The sequence below is a fragment of the Staphylococcus sp. TE8 genome (assembly GCF_000692055.1).
In the GTDB taxonomy this organism is placed as follows: Bacteria; Bacillota; Bacilli; order Staphylococcales; family Staphylococcaceae; genus Staphylococcus; species Staphylococcus capitis.
This window is the reverse complement of record NZ_JMGB01000002.1, coordinates 294645-314956: the sequence shown is the minus strand read 5'-3', so window position 1 is coordinate 314956 and position 20312 is coordinate 294645. Positions and strand designations below refer to the sequence as shown.

The window sequence follows — 20312 nt, the reverse complement described above, 5'->3', positions numbered from 1 at the left end:
TATTCAAGAACAGATTCTATAATTTTAGATTGTAGAGTCTGTTTTTTTGAAAATTTTTAAATTTTTCAGAAGTGAATAAGTCTTTATATATGCGGGTAATTCAAGACTAGGACTTCTTTTTGAGTATGCTCATAAACACATTGTTTTGAATCATATAGAAAAGAAGGTAAAATAAAAACTACAAAAGTAAACGTTTACATTTTTAATATATTTAAGTTAAGCAAGGTAGTTTCAACAATTCAAATATCACTATAAAGGATGGGTTAAAATGGCAAATATTAACGTAAGAGATTATATCGACGAAAGTTATGGCTTATTTATCAATAACGAATTCCAATCAAGTGGTAGTGGAGAAACATTAACAGTAACTAACCCAGCTAATGGCGAAGACTTAGCTAAAGTTGCAAGAGCTGGCAAAGAAGATGTCGATAAAGCAGTGCAAGCTGCACATGATGCTTTTGATAGCTGGAGTAAAATTTCAAAAGCTGAACGCGCTGATTACTTATTAGAAATTAGTCGTCGCATTCATGAAAAGGCTGAACATTTAGCTACAGTTGAATCATTACAAAATGGTAAACCATATCGTGAAACTTCTACAATTGATGTACCTCAAGCAGCAAATCAGTTTAAATATTTCGCAAGTGTTTTAACTACTGATGAAGGTACAGTCAATGAAATTGACGAAAACACTATGAGTTTAGTTGTCAATGAACCTGTAGGTGTTGTAGGTGCAGTGGTTGCATGGAACTTCCCAATTTTATTAGCTTCATGGAAATTAGGACCAGCATTAGCTGCAGGTAACACAGTGGTTATTCAACCATCTTCTTCAACGCCTTTATCATTAATTGAACTTGCTAAAATTTTCCAAGAAGTTTTACCTAAAGGTGTAGTGAACGTTTTAACTGGTAAAGGTTCTGAATCAGGTGACGCTATCTTTAACCATGAAGGTGTAGATAAGTTATCATTCACTGGTTCAACAGATGTAGGTTACGGCGTAGCAAAAGCAGGAGCTGAACGCATTGTACCTACAACATTAGAACTTGGTGGTAAGAGTGCCAACATCATCTTTGATGATGCGAATTTAGAACAAGTTGTTGAAGGCGTTCAGTTAGGAATTCTATTTAACCAAGGTGAGGTTTGTAGTGCAGGTTCAAGATTGCTAGTACAATCTTCAATTTATGACGAATTATTACCTAAACTAAAAGAAGCTTTTGAAAATATCACAGTTGGCGATCCATTTGATGAAAACGTAAAAATGAGTGCGCAAACTGGTCCAGATCAATTAGAAAAAATTCAAAGTTACGTAAAAATTGCAGAAGATGATGATAAAGCTAATGTCTTAACTGGTGGTCATCGTATTACAGACAATGGATTAGATAAAGGTTATTATTTCGAGCCGACTATTATTGAGTTAAAAGATAATAAACACAAATTAGCTCAAGAGGAAATCTTTGGTCCAGTTTTAGTAGTTGAAAAGTTTGATGATGAACAACAAGCGATTGATATCGCGAATGACTCAGAATATGGTTTAGCTGGTGGTATTTTCACAACTAATATCAACCGTGCATTAAATGTTTCTAAAGCAATGAGAACTGGTCGTATTTGGATTAATACGTATAACCAAATTCCAGCAGGCGCACCATTCGGCGGCTATAAGAAATCTGGTATTGGTCGTGAAGTTTATAAAGACGCAATTAAAAACTATCAACAAGTTAAAAATATCTTTATTGATACAAGTAACCAACCAAATGGTATGTATTAATATAAATAAAAAATTAAAAGAGGGCGAAAGCCCTCTTTTTTATGTGTTTAACACTAAGTTTTTATCACCATGAATCTTAATGTCAAAGCCTTCTGGTGATGTTAAATGTTTAATCTCTGCATTAGGTTGATATATATCTACATGAGTTAACCCATATGATAGTTGATTATGAGTTCTTGCTATATTTGACTGCCAAGTATTCACCGCAATGTGGTGATGATATTTCTGCGTGGACATGAAGAGTGCTTGGGGGAAATTAGAAATTTGTTCTAACCCTAGATCATCAATATAAAATGCGCGTGCTTGTCCTAGATCATGTGTTTTAAGATGTAAATGTCCAATTATCCCATCTTCTGGCCAACCTTGCCATCCTTCTTTAGAACGTTGAGCAATTAAATCATTGGCATCAACTTGTAGTGTATCCATTTTGACAAATCCATCATTCCATTGCCATCCTTCATCAGGACGGTCTTGATAGACCTCAATGCCGTTACCTTCTGGATCATTAAAATATAAAGCCTCACTTACAAGATGATCGCCACCACCAACCGCGATATTGAGTTGGCTAGCATGATAAAGGAAGTTTGCTAAGTCAACACGCGAAGGGAGAAGGTAGGCGATATGGAATAATCCAGCTTCTCTCAATCCAGGTTGACGACCATCAATCAATCTATTCAAAGTTAATGTATGTCCATGTTTACCGATATAAAAAATGGTTTATTGCTCAGTTTGTTTATTGATTGTAAAACCTAAAACATTAGAGTAAAAGTCAGTCATTGTATTTAAATCTTTAACGTTCAGAGTGATATTTGTAACTTGCGTTGCTTCTGATGAGTGAAAGGTATGCAAAGTGTAGTCCTCCTCAGATGAAAAAGTCATCTTTATTTAATATTTATACTAAGTATAATAAATATACTACAAGGAGGTGAAAAGAGCAAGTTTGAATCAAAAAAATTCCAAGAAGAATAATATCTCCTTGGAATAATTAACTATCAATGTATTAACCTAAATAAACATCTTGCGCATGGTCATCTTTTTCTAAAACATCTTTAGCAAATGGGCAAGAAGCAATGATTTTTAAATTATTATTACGCGCATATTCTACAACGCTGTTCACTAAATTTTTCCCTAAACCTTGTCCGCCTAGTTCATCAGATACACCAGTATGGTCAATATCGATTTCATTATTATCTACTTCTTTGAAAGTAATTACTGCTTGTGGATTATTCTCATCTTCTCCCACATAAAATTTATGATCGCCTTGTTTAATTTCTTCAGCCATTAACGTTCACTCCTTTAAAATGTTTATACATATATTTATCACTCATCTTAAATTTTAAAACATGATTAATGTTTTAAAGGCTTAGCTATTGCTTTTTTAGAAGGTTATAGATATAGTGATAAACGAAATAATTACGCTTTGTGGAGGGCTCATTTTGAAAAGAAAGGCAATTATCTTTATTACGTTATCATTAATTTTAATATTAAGTGGATGTAGTAAGAGTATAAATTCTAGCAAAAAAGACAATGTCAATAGTCACAACAAAATGAAAATATATACAACCGTCTTTGTATTTCAAAGTTTTACAGAACAAATTGGCGGTAAATACGTAGATGTAGAATCTATTTATCCTCCAGGTGCTGATTTACATTCTTATGAGCCTACGCAAAAAGATATGATTAATATTGCGAAAAGTGATTTATTCATCTACTCTAGCGATGGCTTAGACCCAGTTTCAGCTAAAATAACTCAATCAATTGAAAATAAAAATATGAAATTAGCCCTTGCAAGTGATTTAAATCAAAAAGAATTAATCCATTCCGATGATCACGATGAAGATGAAGGTCATAATCATGCTGAAACTGAAAACGACCCACATGTTTGGCTAGACCCAGTATTAGATCGCATTTTCGCTGAGAAAATCAAAGATAAGCTTATTCAAAAAGATCCTAAACATAAGTCATACTATGAAAAAAACTATAAAAAGTTAGATAAAGATATCTCAAATATCGATAAAAAGATGCAAAAAATCACTAAAAGCCCTAAACGTGAAAAAATTATTATTTCTCACGATTCTCTAGGCTATCTTACTCATCGTTATCATTTTAAACAAGAGGGCGTTAATGGAATGAATGATGAAGAACCAAGTCAAAAGAAGATATTGAGTATCGTAAAGAACATCAAAAATTCCAAGTCTCCTTATGTATTATATGAACAAAATATTACTTCTAAAATTACAGATGTGATAAAAAAAGAAACAGATACCCAACCTTTAAGTTTCCATAATTTAGCAGTACTTACTAAAAAAGAAAAAGACAATCAGTCAATCACTTATCAATCACTAATGAAAAAAGATATTGAATCGTTAGACAAAGCTTTAAATCAATAATTAAAAACCCTTTTAGAATGACATGTTCACTCTAAAAGGGTCTTTTCATATACTACTGATATCTTAAATAACTTACTGTAGTGTTATAGTATTCTTCAAAGCCGTGAATACCATCAGCGCCTCCTAAACCAGATTCGCGCCATCCTGCGTGATAACCGTTCACTACTTCTTCTGCTTCACAATTGGCGTAAACTTCACCAAATTTTAAACGTTCTGAAGCGGTCATCACTTCTTTAAAGTTTTCAGAGAAAATGTATGAAGATAAACCAGCATTTGTATCATTAGCGTCATCAATCACTTGATCGAAGTCGTTATACGTTGTAACCGCTAGGACTGGTCCGAATATTTCTTCTTTAAATACACTATCTTCAGGATTTACATGATCTAATACAGTTGGTTCGTAGAAGAAACCATCACGTTGTAATTTTTGTCCGCCCAATACTAATTTGGCACCGTTTTTCACTGCAGTTTCGACTTTTTCATGAATACTATTGAGTTGAGTTTGGTTAATAATAGCGCCGTAATCTGAATTCTCATCGAGTGGGTCTCCTACAGTTAATTGACTCATTTTGTTAGAAACCTTTTCAATAAATTCGTCATGAACATCTTCGTGAACAAAGATACGTTCAGGGCATGTGCACACTTGACCAGCGTTATTAATACGAGCTGTGACAATATAGTCTACAGCTTTGTCGATATCCGCATGAGGTGTAACGATAACAGGTGCGTTACCACCTAACTCAAGGTTTACCTTCTTAACTGTTTGTGCTGCATGTTCATATACTGATTTACCAGCACGCATACTACCTGTAAGTGAGATGAGTTGAATATCTTTATGCGTTGCAAGTTGTGTTCCAACCGTTTCGCCAGTGCCTGGAACAATTTGAATTAATCCAGCTGGTATTGTTGAAGCACGGAATAGTTCAGCTAATTTTAGTGTTAAAAGTGTTGTTTCTTCACTAGGTTTAATAACGACTGAGCACCCCGTAACAACAGCGGGAATAACTTTTCGCATTAAAACCATAATAGGGGCATTCCAAGGAACGATACCTGCTGTCACACCAATAGGTTTCTTCGTAATTTGGATAATTTCGTTTTCTACGCTATTTTGAAGTACTTCGCCTTTATTACTCATACTTAAACTAGTCATATAATCAATAAATGCGATAGACTTATCAATTTCACCATAAGCTTCAGCTAACGTTTTCCCTTGTTCTTTCACATATAATTGTGCTATTTCATCGCGATTTTGTTCTAATAATGGAATGAGTAATTTTACATGTTCAGCACGTGTAGGTTGAGGAACGCGTTCCCATTCACGTTGAGCATGTTTAGATTTTTCAATTGCGTTATTGACTTCTTCTTTAGTCGCAAATGTAATTGTATCGAATTTTTCCCCTGTAGCAGGATTAATCACATCCATCGTTTCATTCGATTGACTCTCGATAAATTCATTATTAATAAATAGTTGATTTGTCATTTAAGACACCTCCACAATTTATATTCCCGAAATTTTTTATCCTAATTTTGAAAATTAAAAACATATATAGAGTAATAATCTTTGAGAAATATGAAGGGGAAGTAAGATACATTTAACAAAAAAGCCAGACGAGCATTAACAGCTCGCCTGACTCATATTTAGTGTCTAAGAAAACCTTTATATATGACAGGGATAAGCAAGATAAAACCAAATAGTCCCATAATTGGGAATACCTTACCAATCAGTGAGATAAATCCAATAAATGTACAAATGAAAGTAATGATAGCCATCACAATAATTAAACTAAAATAACGTTTTGTAAAGGGTTGGCTAAAACGTGTAGCAAATGCATACATTAGACCTACAACAGTATTATATATTACTAACACCATAATCACAGACATAATTGTGCCGATAGAAGGTGAAATCTGTTTTGCTAAGAGTAGCGATGGTAATGCCACATGTTTTATTTTATCGAACTCAGTAATTAATCCTAGATTAATCATTAGCAATAGGAAAGTAATGATGAGACCACCAATTAAGCCACCATAAACAGTCGATTTCTGAAACTTCAACTTACCACCCATAACTGTTAGAAAACTGAAAGCAGCGGCAATCTGTAGACTGGCGTAGTTGATTGCATCGAACCACCAACCTGGAGAAATTGATTTATTGTTATTAGAATATTGATTCGCGGCAGTAAAATCAATGTGACCAGTAACAAAATAATACACAGCAATCATTACTACTACAGCGACTAGGAAAGGTGTAACCCCACCAAGTACAGCAATTAATCGATCAAACTGTAAAAACAACGTGAGTAATATTAGCACTACTAAGATTAAAGAACTTAGCCAAAAAGGTATGCCAAAGCTCTCGTTAATTGTTGATGCACCACCTGCCGTCATAATAATAGCAAGTGAAAATAAAAATATAGTCAGTATGATATCGAAAACTTTTGCAATCAAAGGATGTAAATAGAAATTGATTGATTCAGAATGATTTTGAGATTTAAGACGGAAGCCAGTGTGTAAAACAAATATTCCACCTAAAGTAACGATAAGACCAGTAATGATAATTCCAGCGATACTATAGATACCATTACTTGTGAAAAATTGAAATATTTCCTGACCTGTCGCAAATCCAGCGCCAACGACCACGCCAACGAAAGCGAAGGCAACGATGATGGATTCTTTAACAGTATTCATTTAACATGCATATCCCTTCAAATTTATATATTTTAAAGATGTCGTATGTATTCATTTATTTTAAAAAATTGAAAAATCACATCTATCTATTGTAGATGATATAGACGAAAAAATAAACAGTAAAGTTCATCACATATGTACTATTGTATAAATGTGACGTACGATAATTTGACTTTAGTGTATAATTAATATGTATCATAAACTTAAGATACTCAGTAATTGTAAGTTTAATTTTAATCAATTTAATTATTTTTATACATTTACAAAAGTTTTAAGCAAATAATAATGCATTTATACATCATTTTTGATAGTATTAGGCAATATTGAATATATTAGGCAAGTAAATAGATTAAGAAGGTGTTCATATGTCATTGGACTTACCCATTATGCTGATGATAGTTCTATTTCTAGCATTAGGGATTTTTAGTCAATGGTTAGCAGATAGAATTAAATGGCCATCTATAGTAGTTATGGCGATTGTTGGTTTACTCGTTGGCCCGATATTAGGTATCACTAATCCTAAAGAAGCGTTAGGATCTGAAGTGTTTAGTCCAATCGTTTCCTTAGCTGTTGCAATTATTTTATTTGAAGGTAGCAGTAATTTAGATTTTAGGGAACTTAAAGGAATTTCTAAAGCGGTTATTCGAATCATAACAGTCGGCGCAGTTATTGCATGGATTTTAGGTGCGATAGCCTTACATACAATCTTAAACTTTCCAATCTCCGTATCCTTTGTCATGGGAGGACTCTTTTTAATTACAGGTCCAACTGTGATTCAACCATTATTAAAACAAGCGAAAGTAAAGAGGAATGTTGACTCTATATTAAGATGGGAAAGTATTATTCTCGACCCAATTGGTCCGATGCTTGCATTGACAGCATTTTATATCTTCCAAATTATTGAACAAGGTATAAGTTTCATTGTTATTCTCATATTCGTACTGAAAATATTAGCCGTTGTCGTAATCGGCTTTGGTGCGTCATATTTATTTAATTGGTTCATACGCCAAGATATGATTCCACAAAATTTAATGCCACCTATCCAATTCGTTTTTATTCTCTTAACATTTAGTGTTTGTGATGCAATATTATCGGAATCTGGATTATTAGCGGTGACAATTTTTGGTTTAATAATGGCACGTAAAAAACGTCATGATTTAATCTTTAAAGAATCAGATCATTTCATCGATAATGCATCTTCTATATTAGTAAGTACAGTCTTTATTTTAATCACGTCATCACTTACGAAAGATGTATTACTTAATGTAGTATCATGGCAACTCTTTATTTTCTGTATTGTCATGATTGTCTTAGTTCGACCTATTTCAGTGCTTTTCTCAACATTTAAAACTGAAATTTCTAAGAAAGAACGAGCGATTGTTGCAATGATGGCGCCAAGAGGGATTGTCGTATTAACAGTGGCCCAATTCTTCTCAGGATTATTTATGGATGACAAAGTAGCTATGGCGAAGTATATCACGCCCGTGACATTCGGCTTAGTATTTATTACCGTGGTCATTTATGGCTTTAGCTTTACACCATTAAGTAAATTATTCGGTGTCGCTAGTAATGAACCGCCAGGTGTAATTATAGTAGGTGAGAGTGAGTTCTCATTCCACCTAGGGGTGAATTTACGAGATCATGGTATTCCAGTTATGATGTTCAATTTATTTGAAAATACATCTGAGAAAGCACATGAAGCGGGATTTGAAGTCTTCAAAGGTAATTTATTATCAAGTAATGATCGTATTTACTCCGACTTACTTCGATATAATAAATGTATCTTAATGACACAGTCATTTATTTTCAATAGTTTGGCATTTAATGAATTAGTACCAGAATTCGGATTAAATAATGTAGATATGATGCCTGTTTCTTTCAATGATGAACAGGCGAGAAATAACTTGAGTGGCCCGATTCGTAATCATATTTTATTTGATGAAAATCACAGCCCACGCTGGTTTAATAATTACATTACACAACACAATATAGTAGAAGTGCCAGCAGAAGAGTACCATGAACTTACAGATAAAGACATGTTGATTTACTACATTAGTGAAGATAAAGAAGTCACATTCAAACGTAGTAATAGAGAATTACCAGAAAATGACACAGGTGTTTATGGTATTTTAAGAGATGCACATGCATGATAATGACTAAGGTCATTTTAATGTAAACTAATAACCCGTAGATGAAGTTGAGTCATCTACGGGTTTATTTGTGAATATTATGATATAAAAAGGTCATCCGGCTCCTGTGGGAATAGGGCGAGTTAAAAACTTGCTGAGCAAGATTGAGACCGTCCCCACGGAGAGCAAGATGACCTTTAAATAGAATTCACTTTATTTATGACAAGAAACTAAGGATTTTATGCTTAGTATTCCTATTTATTTTAAATATCTATCATGCATTAGAATTTTTAAGATATCAATTTGGTCTTGCAACTCTTTACCAACATTGGTATCTTTTATTTTTTTACGTTGTAATTCTTCATCTACAACTCGCTTCACTGATAGTTCGTCAGATCCGTCTGATAATACCTTTTCTTTAGTATTGAACTCTTGATGAGCCACCAATTGCATACCGAATGAGTTATAAAGCAGTGTATACCCAGCAATACCCGTCGTTGATTGATAGGCTTTAGAGAAACCACCATCGATGACAAGCATCTTACCATCAGCTTTGATTGGATCTTCACCGTCGATTTCTTTAACAGGTGTGTGACCATTAATAATTCGACCTTCATCTGGATTTAATCCAAAGTCTTTCAACATCTTGCGAATCATATCAACATCTTCACGTAAGTGATAATATGGATTCTTTTCCTCTTTATGAGAAGCTTTGTCTTCTATAAAGTAGCGTTCAAATGTTGTCATTGCACGCTTGCCAAATAGAGATGAATACTTACCAGTCCATAAATACCATACTAGGTCAGTTGATATATCATCAGTGATTTCTTTATGGTCAAAAGCTTTGCGTACATGGTATTCAAAGACATCTAATAACTCACGTCCACTTAACTGCTCGCCTTCGATTTCGAAAGATTCCATTTCTCCATTTTCATCAACGGGGATACACCCATGAATCAGAAGGTTGCCATTGTATGGAAGGTATAGTTTACCTTCGCGCATTAAGAATGACATATGACGACGTAATTTCTCAGATTGTTGGAATGAAAGAAGTAATTTATCTACAACTTCCTCTTCTTCAGGCAATAATTTCGCCGGATCGTTTCGGTCTACAGTTTGGAAACAAGTATCTTTAAGGGGATAAGTTTTGCCATAAACTGTAATTTCATTGTTGTCATAATCAATTTTTTCTAATACTAAACGTTCTTCCATTTCGAAAGAAGAGCGACGCTTAATAATAGGCATTTCGAGTTTAAATTGAATCATAGCAATCGCTTGATGTATTTTAGTGATTTGGCTTTCTTCACGTTTGGTTAAACTTGCATCTTTATCAGGACGTTTCTTAGGCTTGAAAGCAGGGTTCTCAGCGTCGTAATACTTTTCAGCTAAAGTAAGTAAAGGACGTAAGTTAATGCCATAAGCATCTTCAATAATATCTAAGTTATCATAGCGTGCACAGATACGAAGTAAGTTAGCTAAACATACTTTAGAGCCTGCATAAGCGCCTATCCACAACACATCATGGTTACCCCATTGAATATCAACTGAATGATAGTTTATGAGTGTATCCATAATCTTGTCTGGTTTCGGTCCACGGTCATAAATATCACCAACTACGTGAAGATGATCTACTACAAGACGTTGGACGGTATATGATAAACCGATAATAAGATCGTCAGATTGTTCTAATTCAATAATTTGGTTAACTAAAGTTTCATAATAGGGCTTTTTATTATGAAATTCATTACTTTTATATAGTAGCTCTTCAATAATATAAACAAATTGTTCAGGTAAAGCTTTACGTAGTTTAGATCTAGTATATTTTGATGAACAATATGTAATGAGTTCTATCAGACGTTCAATAGTAGTGATATACCATACGTTGAGTTTACCTATGGAATCAAAATTATTTTTTACTAATTTTAATTTTTCTTCTGGATAATACACTAAGGCTGCTAAGTCATCAATCTCTTGTTGAGATAATTTATTTTCGAATATATCATTGATTTTTGCTCGAACGTTTCCTGAACCATTACGTAAAACGTGCTGGAAAGATTCATATTCACCGTGTAAATCACTCACAAAGTGTTCTGTGCCTTTAGGTAATTCTAAGATAGATTCTAAATTAATGATCTCTGTTGCTAATTTCTCAGCACTATCAAATTTTTGAGAGAGTAAATCTAAATATTTTTGTTTCATTTCACTTTCAGTAATAGGAGTCATGCTTAGTCACCTCTGTTAAATATTTCCATCACATATGCATTATTTTAAAAAGTAATGCGCTTACATAAATTATCTTTAAAATGTAGTGTTTTTTCAATGATAGCGTACTAAAAATTTTAATTTGTATGAAAAAAGCTGAGTAAACCCTAAATAAGGCTTACTCAGCTAAACTTATTTAACATTTTTGCGTCTTTTCATGAAGTAACGGATAACGAAGTAAATAATAGCGATAATGATGATGACATACATGATACGTGAGTATGTATGAATGCCATTCATTAGAGCGCCGAAACTATCACTTAATAAGCGTCCAAGTAAAATAAGTGCGAAATTCCAAATTGTTGTTCCTAATAAGGAAAGGATAGTAAATTGAACCACATTCATACGGTTAATGCCAGCCGGTATAGTAATTAGCACACGTAATACTGGTACGAAACGACACAAGAAGACAGCCCATGCACCATATTTTTTAAACCAATCATTGGCACGTTTTAAATCTTTACTTTTTAATTTCATCCATTTACCATGACGGTCCACAAATCGATATAATTTTTCCTCAGATATAAGTCTACAAATATAGTACAAAATGAGTAGACCAATAAACGAAGCTATAGTAGCAATAATTAATAGTGTCCATATAGATAAGTGGGATTTCACTGATAGTAAACCAGCAAAGGTAAGAATAATCTCTGAAGGAACTACAGGTAAGACGTTCTCTAATAAGATTAAAATAAATATAGCGGTATAGCCCCACTTACTAATAAACTCTGTAATAATCTGTTCCATTAATAACTCGTTTCTCCTTTAAATTAAGCAATGTTAATACATTGTATGTTAATTATAATAGATAATAACAATAATTGCTTAAAATTGATAATAAAGGCAAACTTACTTTGTACGAAATTATCGAATAGATTTGATTAAAGTATGATATAAACCACTAGCTTCTTCATCACTATGAACCCCGTAAGCATTCATACGTCCATCTTTAAATAGAGTAAATTCATAATTTTCATATTTGATAAGTTTAGCGAATGAAGTAGCTTTTACAATATTTCCAGGGAAATGATTTGAGTAATCAAATGCATGTTTAGGCATTCTAAATAGGTACGTGTGACCACACATTTGCTCAATAGTATTTTCTTGTTTTGTTTCTAATAAGTCATATTGATGGTTTTCACACACTGGGCATTCATTATTTTTCAATATATCTACGTTCATCGCTTTATAACCAAGATCAAACGCATCGATGGTAATCATTTGCTTTGAAAATCCTTTTCCACTTAAGTAGCGAATCACTTCAGCCACTTCATAACTTGCTACAATTGAAACAATAGGTGGGAGAACACCATTAATAGCACAACTTTCTCCAGTCTCAGGTATGGTTTGCATGAGACATTTTAAACAAGGACCTTGGTAATCAATGCCGTAAACAGTTCCTTTACTACCTACAGCTGCTCCATAGACCCACGGTATTTCATACTTATGACACACTTCATTTATGAGAAATCTTACTTTAAAATTATCCATTCCATCAATAATGATGTCTGGATTAATCTCACTTACGATATCCTCAATATTTGAAGAAGTGACTTCAACATCATAAGCAGTAAGAGTGACTTCTGAGTTGATTTGACTCACCTTATTTTTTACAGCTTCAACTTTAGAAACAAGATGATAGGCATCTTCTTCATCATAAAGCGTCTGACGATGTAAATTTGATGTTTCAACGATGTCCATGTCTATAACTGTAAGATGATTAGCACCCATGCGAGCAAGCTGGTCTATGATATGGCTCCCTAAAGCTCCAGCACCAAAGACAAGTATTTGTGATGTAGAAATTTGATGTTGTCCGTCTTCGCCAAAAGGGTGAAATCTCGTTTGTCTATCGTAGCGTGACATTATAGAAAACCTAAACCTTCAGTAGGGCTTGATGCTTGTGCAGTATATTTTACTGGTATTCGTCCAGCTTCGTATGAAAGTCTACCCGCATTAATTCCAAGCTTCATTGCTTCAGCCATTTTTATAGGATCTTTAGCTGCAGAAATCGCTGTGTTGAGTAATATACCGTCAGCGCCTAGCTCCATTGCATGACATGCATCTTTCGGTGAACCGATACCTGCATCAACAATAACCGGTACCTTTGCATTTTCAATAATATAACTTAAATTAAGTGGATTATTAATACCACGACCAGTTCCAATAGGGGATGCAAGTGGCATGACTGCATGTACACCTAGTTCTTCCAAACGTTTCGCCAAGACGAGGTCATTTGAGATATATGGACATACGATATATCCTTTTTCTAAAAGTACTTTACAAGCTTCATATGTTTCAAATGGATCAGGAAGTAACGTTTCGTCATCGCCAATAACTTCAACCTTTATCATGTCACATACACCTGCATGGTTAGCAATTTCAGCAATTCTAATTGCTTCTTCAGCTGTTTTAGCACCTGCTGTATTCGGAAAAGTTATAAAGTCTTTTAAGTTAACGTTAGCTAAAGGATTGGGTAAATCACGATCATATAAATTCATACGACGAACAGCAAAGGTTAAAACGTTTGTTTCAGAAGCTGCAATTGCTCGTGATTGAATATCTTCATTGTCAAATTTACCAGTACCTAATAATAAACGAGATTGTAATTCTAAATTTCCAATTTTAAACATTTTATCCGCCTCCAACAATTTCTAATAATTCTAATCGATCATCTTCTCTAACAGTATGTTCATGATACTTATCTTGTTTAATTAATTCTTTATTGAATTCAACGATAACGCGCTTAGGATCTAATTCTAGTGCTGTTAAAACATCATAAATTGATTGTTCTTGGTCAAAGCTGAATGAGTCTCCGTTAATAATACACTTCATAATTGTTCCTCCTTTTCACACTAAAGCTTGAATAACGGGGTGGTTTAATGCCAGAAATTAACCAATTTGCTATATCGCGTCCAATTACGGGAGATAATAAAATCCCATTACGATAGTGTCCTGTAATAACGAACAAGCCATCATCAATTTGATCCATCAGTGGCATTTCATTATTCGTGTAAGGACGAACACCTGACCATTCTTTTAGAACACGACTATTCTTAAGTTCTGGAACACGAGCGCTTGCATGATCTAAAAGCCAATTCAAACCGCCTTCTGATGTGCCTACAGAGTAATTGTTAAATTCACTTGTTGCTCCTATTAAGAAACGATTGGGTTGTTTTGGAACGATATAACATCCATTAGTCATAAATAATGTCTCTTCAAGATCTAGTTCATCGTTTTCAAGTAATAGAACTTCGCCTTTAACTCCAATGACTTCTCTAGGAAGAGAGTAGTTTTTTAATAATTGAGAGGACCAAGCACCACTTGCAACGATCACTTTATGTGCTTCAATAGGTGACATTTGGTCAGTACACACAGCGTAGTAGCCATTTCTTCTATCAATCGATTGAACCTCTTGGTGATAATATCGTGTGATGTGATGTTGTTGTAACGATTTAAACAAAGCTTTCGTGTATTTATTAGCATTGATTTGACCATCATTTGGTATATGAATTGCGCCATAAGCTGGTTCAACATTCCCATTGGTAAGCTGTATAAGTTCATCATTGGATAGTAGTTTGACACTAGAATCCATTTGTCTAAGGAACTCATATTGACGTGTGAGTGATTCGAGGTCATCTTCTTGGTTAGCAATCTTAATAAGTCCTGAATCTTTGAACTGTATGTCGATTCCAGTCTCATTTAATAAAGATTCGCTTAATTTAGGAAACATCTCACGCGATTCAATGGCTAATTTATATAAATCGTTATCTTCAGTAAATTCATTTTGTGCTCCTAACATGCCTCCAGCTTTATATGAAGCATGTTTACCTGGAACATCTCGGTCGATGATCGCGATGTCATAATTTGTTGCGCTTAACTGTCTAGCAATTGACATACCTATGACACCAGAACCAATAATAAGTACATCATGCATGTTGCAACCACTTCCTTCTTAATTCCTTAATTTCTTTTAAAGACGCATTCATGAAAAATGAAATAGCACAAATACCATCAAATCCATATTCCAACTTTGAAATCGTATGTTCAGAAATTCCTCCTATAGCATAAATAGGTATAGGTAGATTTAATACTTCTACGATTTCATCATGTGAACGTGGTGTATCACCCGGATGTGAGGGAGTAGGGAAAATATGACCGTAAAAAACATAATCAAGTCCTTCATCTATACATGTATAAATAGTATCTATGCTATGTGTGGACATACCCACTTGGATTTCTGGATGTGATTTTTTATATGCAAAAGCTGTTTTAACATTTTCTTTAAAATGAATACGACTAAGGTTTAATTCTTCTAATAATGCCGTGTCACTATGAATAATCATTTTATCCTTAGGAAAACCTTGGTTAATGAGTTGAATCAAAATCTTCTTTAATTCATTTTTTGGCATAGACGTTCGAAATAATAGAGCATCAATGCCTTCCTCGATATTTAAGAAGTGTTCTAAGTCTTGTGTTGTAAGTGTCTTATCGTAAGTTATTGCGGTAAATATGTGCATCACCTCAAATTTATAAATAAAAAAACGCTACCTCCCTGAATGGGAAATAGCGCTTAAATCATCTATATAAGTCCTAAAACTCTTTTGTCGCCACTTCCCTACGCCAGTATGAACTGGATCAGGTTCTAGGAATTATAAAGTCACTTCTTTACTCTCAGCCCTAAACAAAGGCACTTCCAGTGGATTGATATGAAATTGTATCAAAAAAATTTCAAACGTTTTCTTTGAATTCAGTTTACTATTTTTAGGAATATTCTTCAAACTTCTTTAGCTTTTATTAATCATATTCAATTTATGCATAAAATTACATATATGCTTCATATAATGAATAAAAAATAATTACTTTAATGTTTTAAGCTACTCAATTTTATAAAAATTATGGTTTTAGACTTCATTATATAAGTGAATCTAAATCACATGCTTAAAACTGGAGATTCCGGTAAAATATACGAAAAATATACATTTTTTAAAGAAATTTCGTCTAAACTATTGTAACCGTTTTCACAACGTGCTATATTATATAAAAATTGTAGCGCTACAACTTAAAAAGTTGTTCTAAAAAGGGTAGTTTTAACAGTCATCGCAGGGAATTTCTGAAACTTAACGACATCTTATATAGAAACAACATAATTTAAATGGAAGTAGGAAACAAATATGAATGAAAAACGCAGTAATGTACGCTGGTATTTTGCAATTGGGTTCTTTCTCATCGGCGTAATTGCATATATGGATAGGTCTAATATTTCATATATTGCAGCTCCAATGATGAAAGATTTAGGTATGACAAAAACACAATTTGGTTTATTAGCCTCATTTTTCTCACTAGGTTATGCATTTATGCAAGTGCCTTCTGGAATGTTAGCTGAGAAGTTCGGTCCTCGTAAAATGATTACTATAGCTCTCGTATGGTGGAGTGCATTTACAATTTTGACAGGTATGATTAAACATCACGGTTTATTATATTTTGTAAGATTTTTATTCGGAGTGGGTGAAGCCCCAATGTACCCATCGAATGCCGTATTTAACTCATTTTGGTTTGCTAAAAATGAAAAAGGAAGAGCTTCAAGTGCTCTTTTAGCTGGGTCTTATTTTGGACCAGTACTAGCACCGATTATCACAATTGCAATTGTTAATGCCTTTAACTGGCAAGCAGTATTTTATATCTTTGGTGCAGTTGGTATTGTTATGGCTATCTTATGGGCAATCATTGCTAAAGATTTACCTGAGCATCACAAAATGGTAAGTGAAGCGGAGAAGAAATATATCATTGAGCATCGTGATATTGTTGCAACTGAAAAGTCTTTACCACCCTGGAAACGTTTCTTAAGTCACTTTAGTTTCTATGCAATTGCACTACAATATTTTGTAGTACAATTCGTTATCGCATTATTCTTAATTTGGTTACCAACATATTTGGCTGAGCAATATCATGTGGATTTCAAAGATATGGCAATCAGTTCATTACCATGGTTGTTTATGTTCTTCCTAATACTCTCAGCTGGAGCAATCTCAGACAAAATTTTAAATTCTGGGCAGTCACGATTTGTAGCGCGTGGTGCGATTGCTATCGCTGGATTTGTAGTGTTCTCTGTATCAATCTTTTTAGCAGTTCATACTGATAACTTATACATGACAATTGTTTGGTTATCCTTATGTTTAGGTGGCGTAGGTATTTCAATGGGTATGAGCTGGGCAGCAGCGACTGACCTTGGTCGTAACTTCTCAGGCACAGTGTCTGGTTGGATGAACTTATGGGGGAACATCGGCGCACTAATTAGCCCATTACTTGCCGGTATAGTAGTCGATCAACTAGGTTGGTCAATGACATTACAATTATTAATTGTTCCTGCAGTTATAGCTGCTATTCTATGGTTCTTCGTTAAACCAGATCAACCACTTGTTGTAGATGAAGAACAATCAAATTAATATTTTTATCTCGAACATACTAAGATTCCCAAACCACTCATCTTAGTATGTTTTTTTATTTTCTTCTGAATTTACAAGAGTTTAAAGCATGATGTTTCAGGTTATCTATGTATTAAACTGTTAAGAAGTTGAGGAGATGACTCATATGATTATCATTAATGCTAAGATTAAAGTTGATGAAAATAAACGCGAAGATTACTTACAATTAATGGCTGACTTAGTGGAACATTCTAGACAAGAAAAAGGAAATTTATTCTATCATCACTATGAAGATGTAAGCGAAGCGAATACATTTGTGGTGGTTGAGAATTATAAAGATGAAAATGCTGTTGAAGAACACAATCAATCTGAACACTTCCAAATATTTAGCCAAAATATTAGTAAATTTATTACTGAGGAACCTAAGATAGATGTAAGTCGAACAGTAGAAAAATAATTCAATTCGCACGTTCAACATAAATGAATAATCAGTGTTATAATTGGTAAGTAAATGCAACACTTATGAACATCATAGATTATAAAAAATGAACGAGACAATGTTATTCAACTCATAAAATTCAATTGTCTCGTTCTTTCTTATGTTCTTATTTGGGGATGTAAATTAGAAAGGAAGATTAAAGTGAATCACGTACTTAATTCACTGACCCGTGTTGATAAATCTAAAATTGATTATTATAAAGGGTTAAGACAAGGATTATTACTTATTATACCTGCTTTAATAGGCTATTTTTTTGGATTTTTCAATTTTGGCTTATTAATATCAACAGGTACACTTGCACATGTCTATGTGTTTAAAGGCTCAACGCAATCTATGTTAAGAACAGTTATTATCTGCTCACTGTCGTTCTCACTTTGTATGATGTTAGGTACGTTAACGATTATACAGCCGATAGTATTTGGTCTTATCTTACTTGTTGTAGTTGCGGTACCGTATTATATTTTTAATGCACTCAAAGTAGCTGGACCGTCTTCTACCTTCTTCTTAGTAACATATTGTTTGCCTATTAATTTACCTCATGCGCCAGAAGAAGCATTACTACGTGGGTTAGGCATTCTTATTGGTGGTATATTAGCGACAATAACTGTAATGTTAACCATCTTATTTACCAAAGTTAAAGCAGAAGATAGAGCGATTAACGCGGATTTTGCTACAATTCATAACTTGTTACATCATTATAATGACCCTGAAGCGTTTAAAACATACGCGAGAAATGCTGTAACTGAATTTAGAACATCGGAAAAGCTCCTTATCACTTCTACATCAGGTGGTAATGGAAAGTTAAGTTCACGTTTCCAAAAGTTAATACTCCTACATACTGCAGCACAAGGTATCTATTCAGAGTTACTCGAATTAAATGAGAAAAATGTTCGTCCTATTCCACAAGATCTTATTGAAATGATGGATCATATCTATAATGGAATACAACAACCTCGAACTTCAAGACCATGGACAAAGCCTGTGGACGTACCTTCAGAATTTGAAAATTTATTGAATCATATATTGAAAATCGATGAAATGGTACATGCGAACGACAATCAAATTGAACATGAAGCCGATATTCGCAAACCACTTTATAGTAAACGTATTTATCAAAATTTAACTTTTGATTCAATCGTCTTCAGAAATGCGCTACAATATACGGTTATTATGGCTATAGCAATATTTATTGCGCTAGGATTTAATATTCAAAAGGCTTATTGGGTACCACTTTCAGCACATACTGTATTACTCTCAAATATGACGACAATCCGTTCACTTGACCGTGCATTAGCAAGAGGAATAGGTACAATTATTGGCGCCCTTATTTTGTCAGGCATATTAGCCTTAAATATTAATCCGTTAATTGCAATATTAATCATGGGTGTTTCAGCAGTGATGACTGAAGCATTTGTTGCGGCAAACTATGCATTTGCTGTTATTTTCATTACTACGCAAGTAATTATGCTGAATGGTCTAGCTTCGCATAATTTAAGTATAGAAATTGCTTATACACGTATCATCGACGTTATATTGGGTATTGTCATAACTGTTATAGGGATATTCTTAGTTGCCAGAAACACGGCTTCCTCCATGTTACCAGGAGCGATTGCAGAACTAGTTCGTAAAGAAGCCACGCTATTTCATTATTTATTTTCTAAAAATAAATACGAAACGGATGAAGTAGATAAGGGAGAACGTTTAAATTTAAACGTAAAAATCAGCAACGTCACTCAAATGTATAATTCTGCTAATGGAGAATTGTTCAGTAATAAAGAGGTTGTGCGATATTATTATCCTAGTATCTTTGCGTTAGAGGAAATTAGTTTTATGTTAGAAAGGGCGATGAATAACAAACATCGTATAACTATTGATGATGAGCAAATGGGTGAGTACCTCTTAGCGTTTGAAAATATTGCCAAACATTTCCAACTACAAGGTAGTTTAGAGGAAAGAGAGTTAAGTCATTTACCTCAATATAATTATATTCGATCAGCATTAATTAATATTCAGCGTAACAGTGTTCACGCACGTAAAGATATCACAGAGAATGAAGAAGAACATCATACTTCAAATGACTCTCAATCAAAAGGTTAGTAAGTGTACCTTTCGTTTAATAACTCATGATAGTGGTAAATACTATTAAAAGTTATTTTATTG

Annotated in this window: 16 protein-coding genes, 1 pseudogene and 1 riboswitch; of the genes and pseudogenes, 6 read left to right on the top strand and 11 right to left on the bottom strand. The window is 33.7% G+C overall.

All coding sequences use genetic code 11. The features are described 5' to 3' along the window. Window positions 1–268: 268 nt before the first annotated feature. Window positions 269–1762 (top strand): aldehyde dehydrogenase family protein, encoded by a 1494-nt coding sequence (locus CM54_RS07925; protein ID WP_037550428.1) that lies wholly within the window; start codon window positions 269–271, stop codon window positions 1760–1762. Between the two features lie 39 nt (window positions 1763–1801). Here the strand turns inward: CM54_RS07925 and CM54_RS07920 are convergent. Next, window positions 1802–2611 (bottom strand): annotated as a pseudogene (locus tag CM54_RS07920) (VOC family protein). A gap of 151 nt (window positions 2612–2762) precedes the next feature. Beyond that, on the bottom strand, window positions 2763–3044 hold the full coding sequence (locus CM54_RS07915; protein WP_037550425.1) for a GNAT family N-acetyltransferase: 282 nt from the start codon (window positions 3042–3044) through the stop codon (window positions 2763–2765). A 154-nt stretch (window positions 3045–3198) separates the two neighbouring features. On the opposite strand from CM54_RS07915, the gene CM54_RS07910 reads away from it, so the two are divergent. Continuing rightward, on the top strand, window positions 3199–4152 hold the full coding sequence (locus CM54_RS07910) for a metal ABC transporter solute-binding protein, Zn/Mn family (protein ID WP_037550422.1): 954 nt from the start codon (window positions 3199–3201) through the stop codon (window positions 4150–4152). A gap of 52 nt (window positions 4153–4204) precedes the next feature. On the opposite strand, the gene aldA is transcribed toward CM54_RS07910, so the two are convergent. Together aldA and CM54_RS07900 are read right to left on the bottom strand one after the other, a co-directional pair. Continuing rightward, window positions 4205–5632, bottom strand: a complete 1428-nt coding sequence (gene aldA, locus CM54_RS07905; RefSeq protein WP_037550419.1) for an aldehyde dehydrogenase — start codon at window positions 5630–5632, stop codon at window positions 4205–4207. Between the two features lie 158 nt (window positions 5633–5790). Then, window positions 5791–6840 (bottom strand): YkvI family membrane protein, encoded by a 1050-nt coding sequence (locus CM54_RS07900; protein WP_023351139.1) that lies wholly within the window; start codon window positions 6838–6840, stop codon window positions 5791–5793. Window positions 6841–7205: 365 nt separating this feature from the next. On the opposite strand from CM54_RS07900, the gene CM54_RS07895 reads away from it, so the two are divergent. After that, window positions 7206–8990, top strand: a complete 1785-nt coding sequence (locus CM54_RS07895) for a cation:proton antiporter (protein WP_023351141.1) — start codon at window positions 7206–7208, stop codon at window positions 8988–8990. A 237-nt stretch (window positions 8991–9227) separates the two neighbouring features. Here the strand turns inward: CM54_RS07895 and CM54_RS07890 are convergent, their stop codons facing one another. The 7 genes from CM54_RS07890 to CM54_RS07860 form a co-directional block, all read right to left on the bottom strand. Further along, on the bottom strand, window positions 9228–11192 hold the full coding sequence (locus tag CM54_RS07890) for a fructose-bisphosphatase class III (protein ID WP_037550415.1): 1965 nt from the start codon (window positions 11190–11192) through the stop codon (window positions 9228–9230). A 171-nt stretch (window positions 11193–11363) separates the two neighbouring features. Next, entirely contained in the window at window positions 11364–11978 is a 615-nt protein-coding gene (locus CM54_RS07885; RefSeq protein WP_002432789.1) for a DedA family protein, read from the bottom strand. A gap of 117 nt (window positions 11979–12095) precedes the next feature. Further along, a complete protein-coding gene (locus CM54_RS07880) occupies window positions 12096–13094 on the bottom strand; it encodes a HesA/MoeB/ThiF family protein (RefSeq protein WP_023351143.1) in 999 nt (332 codons plus the stop codon). Next, window positions 13094–13861, bottom strand: coding sequence for a thiazole synthase (locus tag CM54_RS07875; protein ID WP_023351144.1), 768 nt, complete (start codon window positions 13859–13861; stop codon window positions 13094–13096). Before CM54_RS07875 ends, CM54_RS07880 begins: the two co-directional genes overlap by 1 nt. A gap of 1 nt (window position 13862) precedes the next feature. After that, window positions 13863–14063 carry a sulfur carrier protein ThiS gene (thiS, locus tag CM54_RS07870; protein WP_002469878.1) on the bottom strand — a complete coding sequence of 67 codons (201 nt, stop codon included), beginning with the start codon at window positions 14061–14063 and terminating at the stop codon, window positions 13863–13865. Then, a complete protein-coding gene (gene thiO, locus CM54_RS07865) occupies window positions 14047–15165 on the bottom strand; it encodes a glycine oxidase ThiO (RefSeq protein WP_023351145.1) in 1119 nt (372 codons plus the stop codon). Before thiO ends, thiS begins: the two co-directional genes overlap by 17 nt. Further along, on the bottom strand, window positions 15158–15748 hold the full coding sequence (locus CM54_RS07860) for a thiamine phosphate synthase (protein ID WP_023351146.1): 591 nt from the start codon (window positions 15746–15748) through the stop codon (window positions 15158–15160). The genes thiO and CM54_RS07860 overlap by 8 nt, the downstream gene beginning before the upstream one ends. Before the next feature lie 78 nt (window positions 15749–15826). Next, a riboswitch (TPP riboswitch) is annotated at window positions 15827–15936 on the bottom strand. Between the two features lie 466 nt (window positions 15937–16402). Here CM54_RS07860 and CM54_RS07855 point away from each other — a divergent pair. The 3 genes from CM54_RS07855 to CM54_RS07845 all read left to right on the top strand — a co-directional run bounded on the left by CM54_RS07855 (window position 16403) and on the right by CM54_RS07845 (window position 20249). Beyond that, window positions 16403–17674 (top strand): MFS transporter, encoded by a 1272-nt coding sequence (locus CM54_RS07855; RefSeq protein WP_023351147.1) that lies wholly within the window; start codon window positions 16403–16405, stop codon window positions 17672–17674. A gap of 145 nt (window positions 17675–17819) precedes the next feature. After that, window positions 17820–18110 carry a putative quinol monooxygenase gene (locus CM54_RS07850; RefSeq protein ID WP_023351148.1) on the top strand — a complete coding sequence of 97 codons (291 nt, stop codon included), beginning with the start codon at window positions 17820–17822 and terminating at the stop codon, window positions 18108–18110. A 183-nt stretch (window positions 18111–18293) separates the two neighbouring features. Next, entirely contained in the window at window positions 18294–20249 is a 1956-nt protein-coding gene (locus CM54_RS07845; protein ID WP_037550410.1) for an FUSC family protein, read from the top strand. Window positions 20250–20312 lie beyond the last annotated feature (63 nt).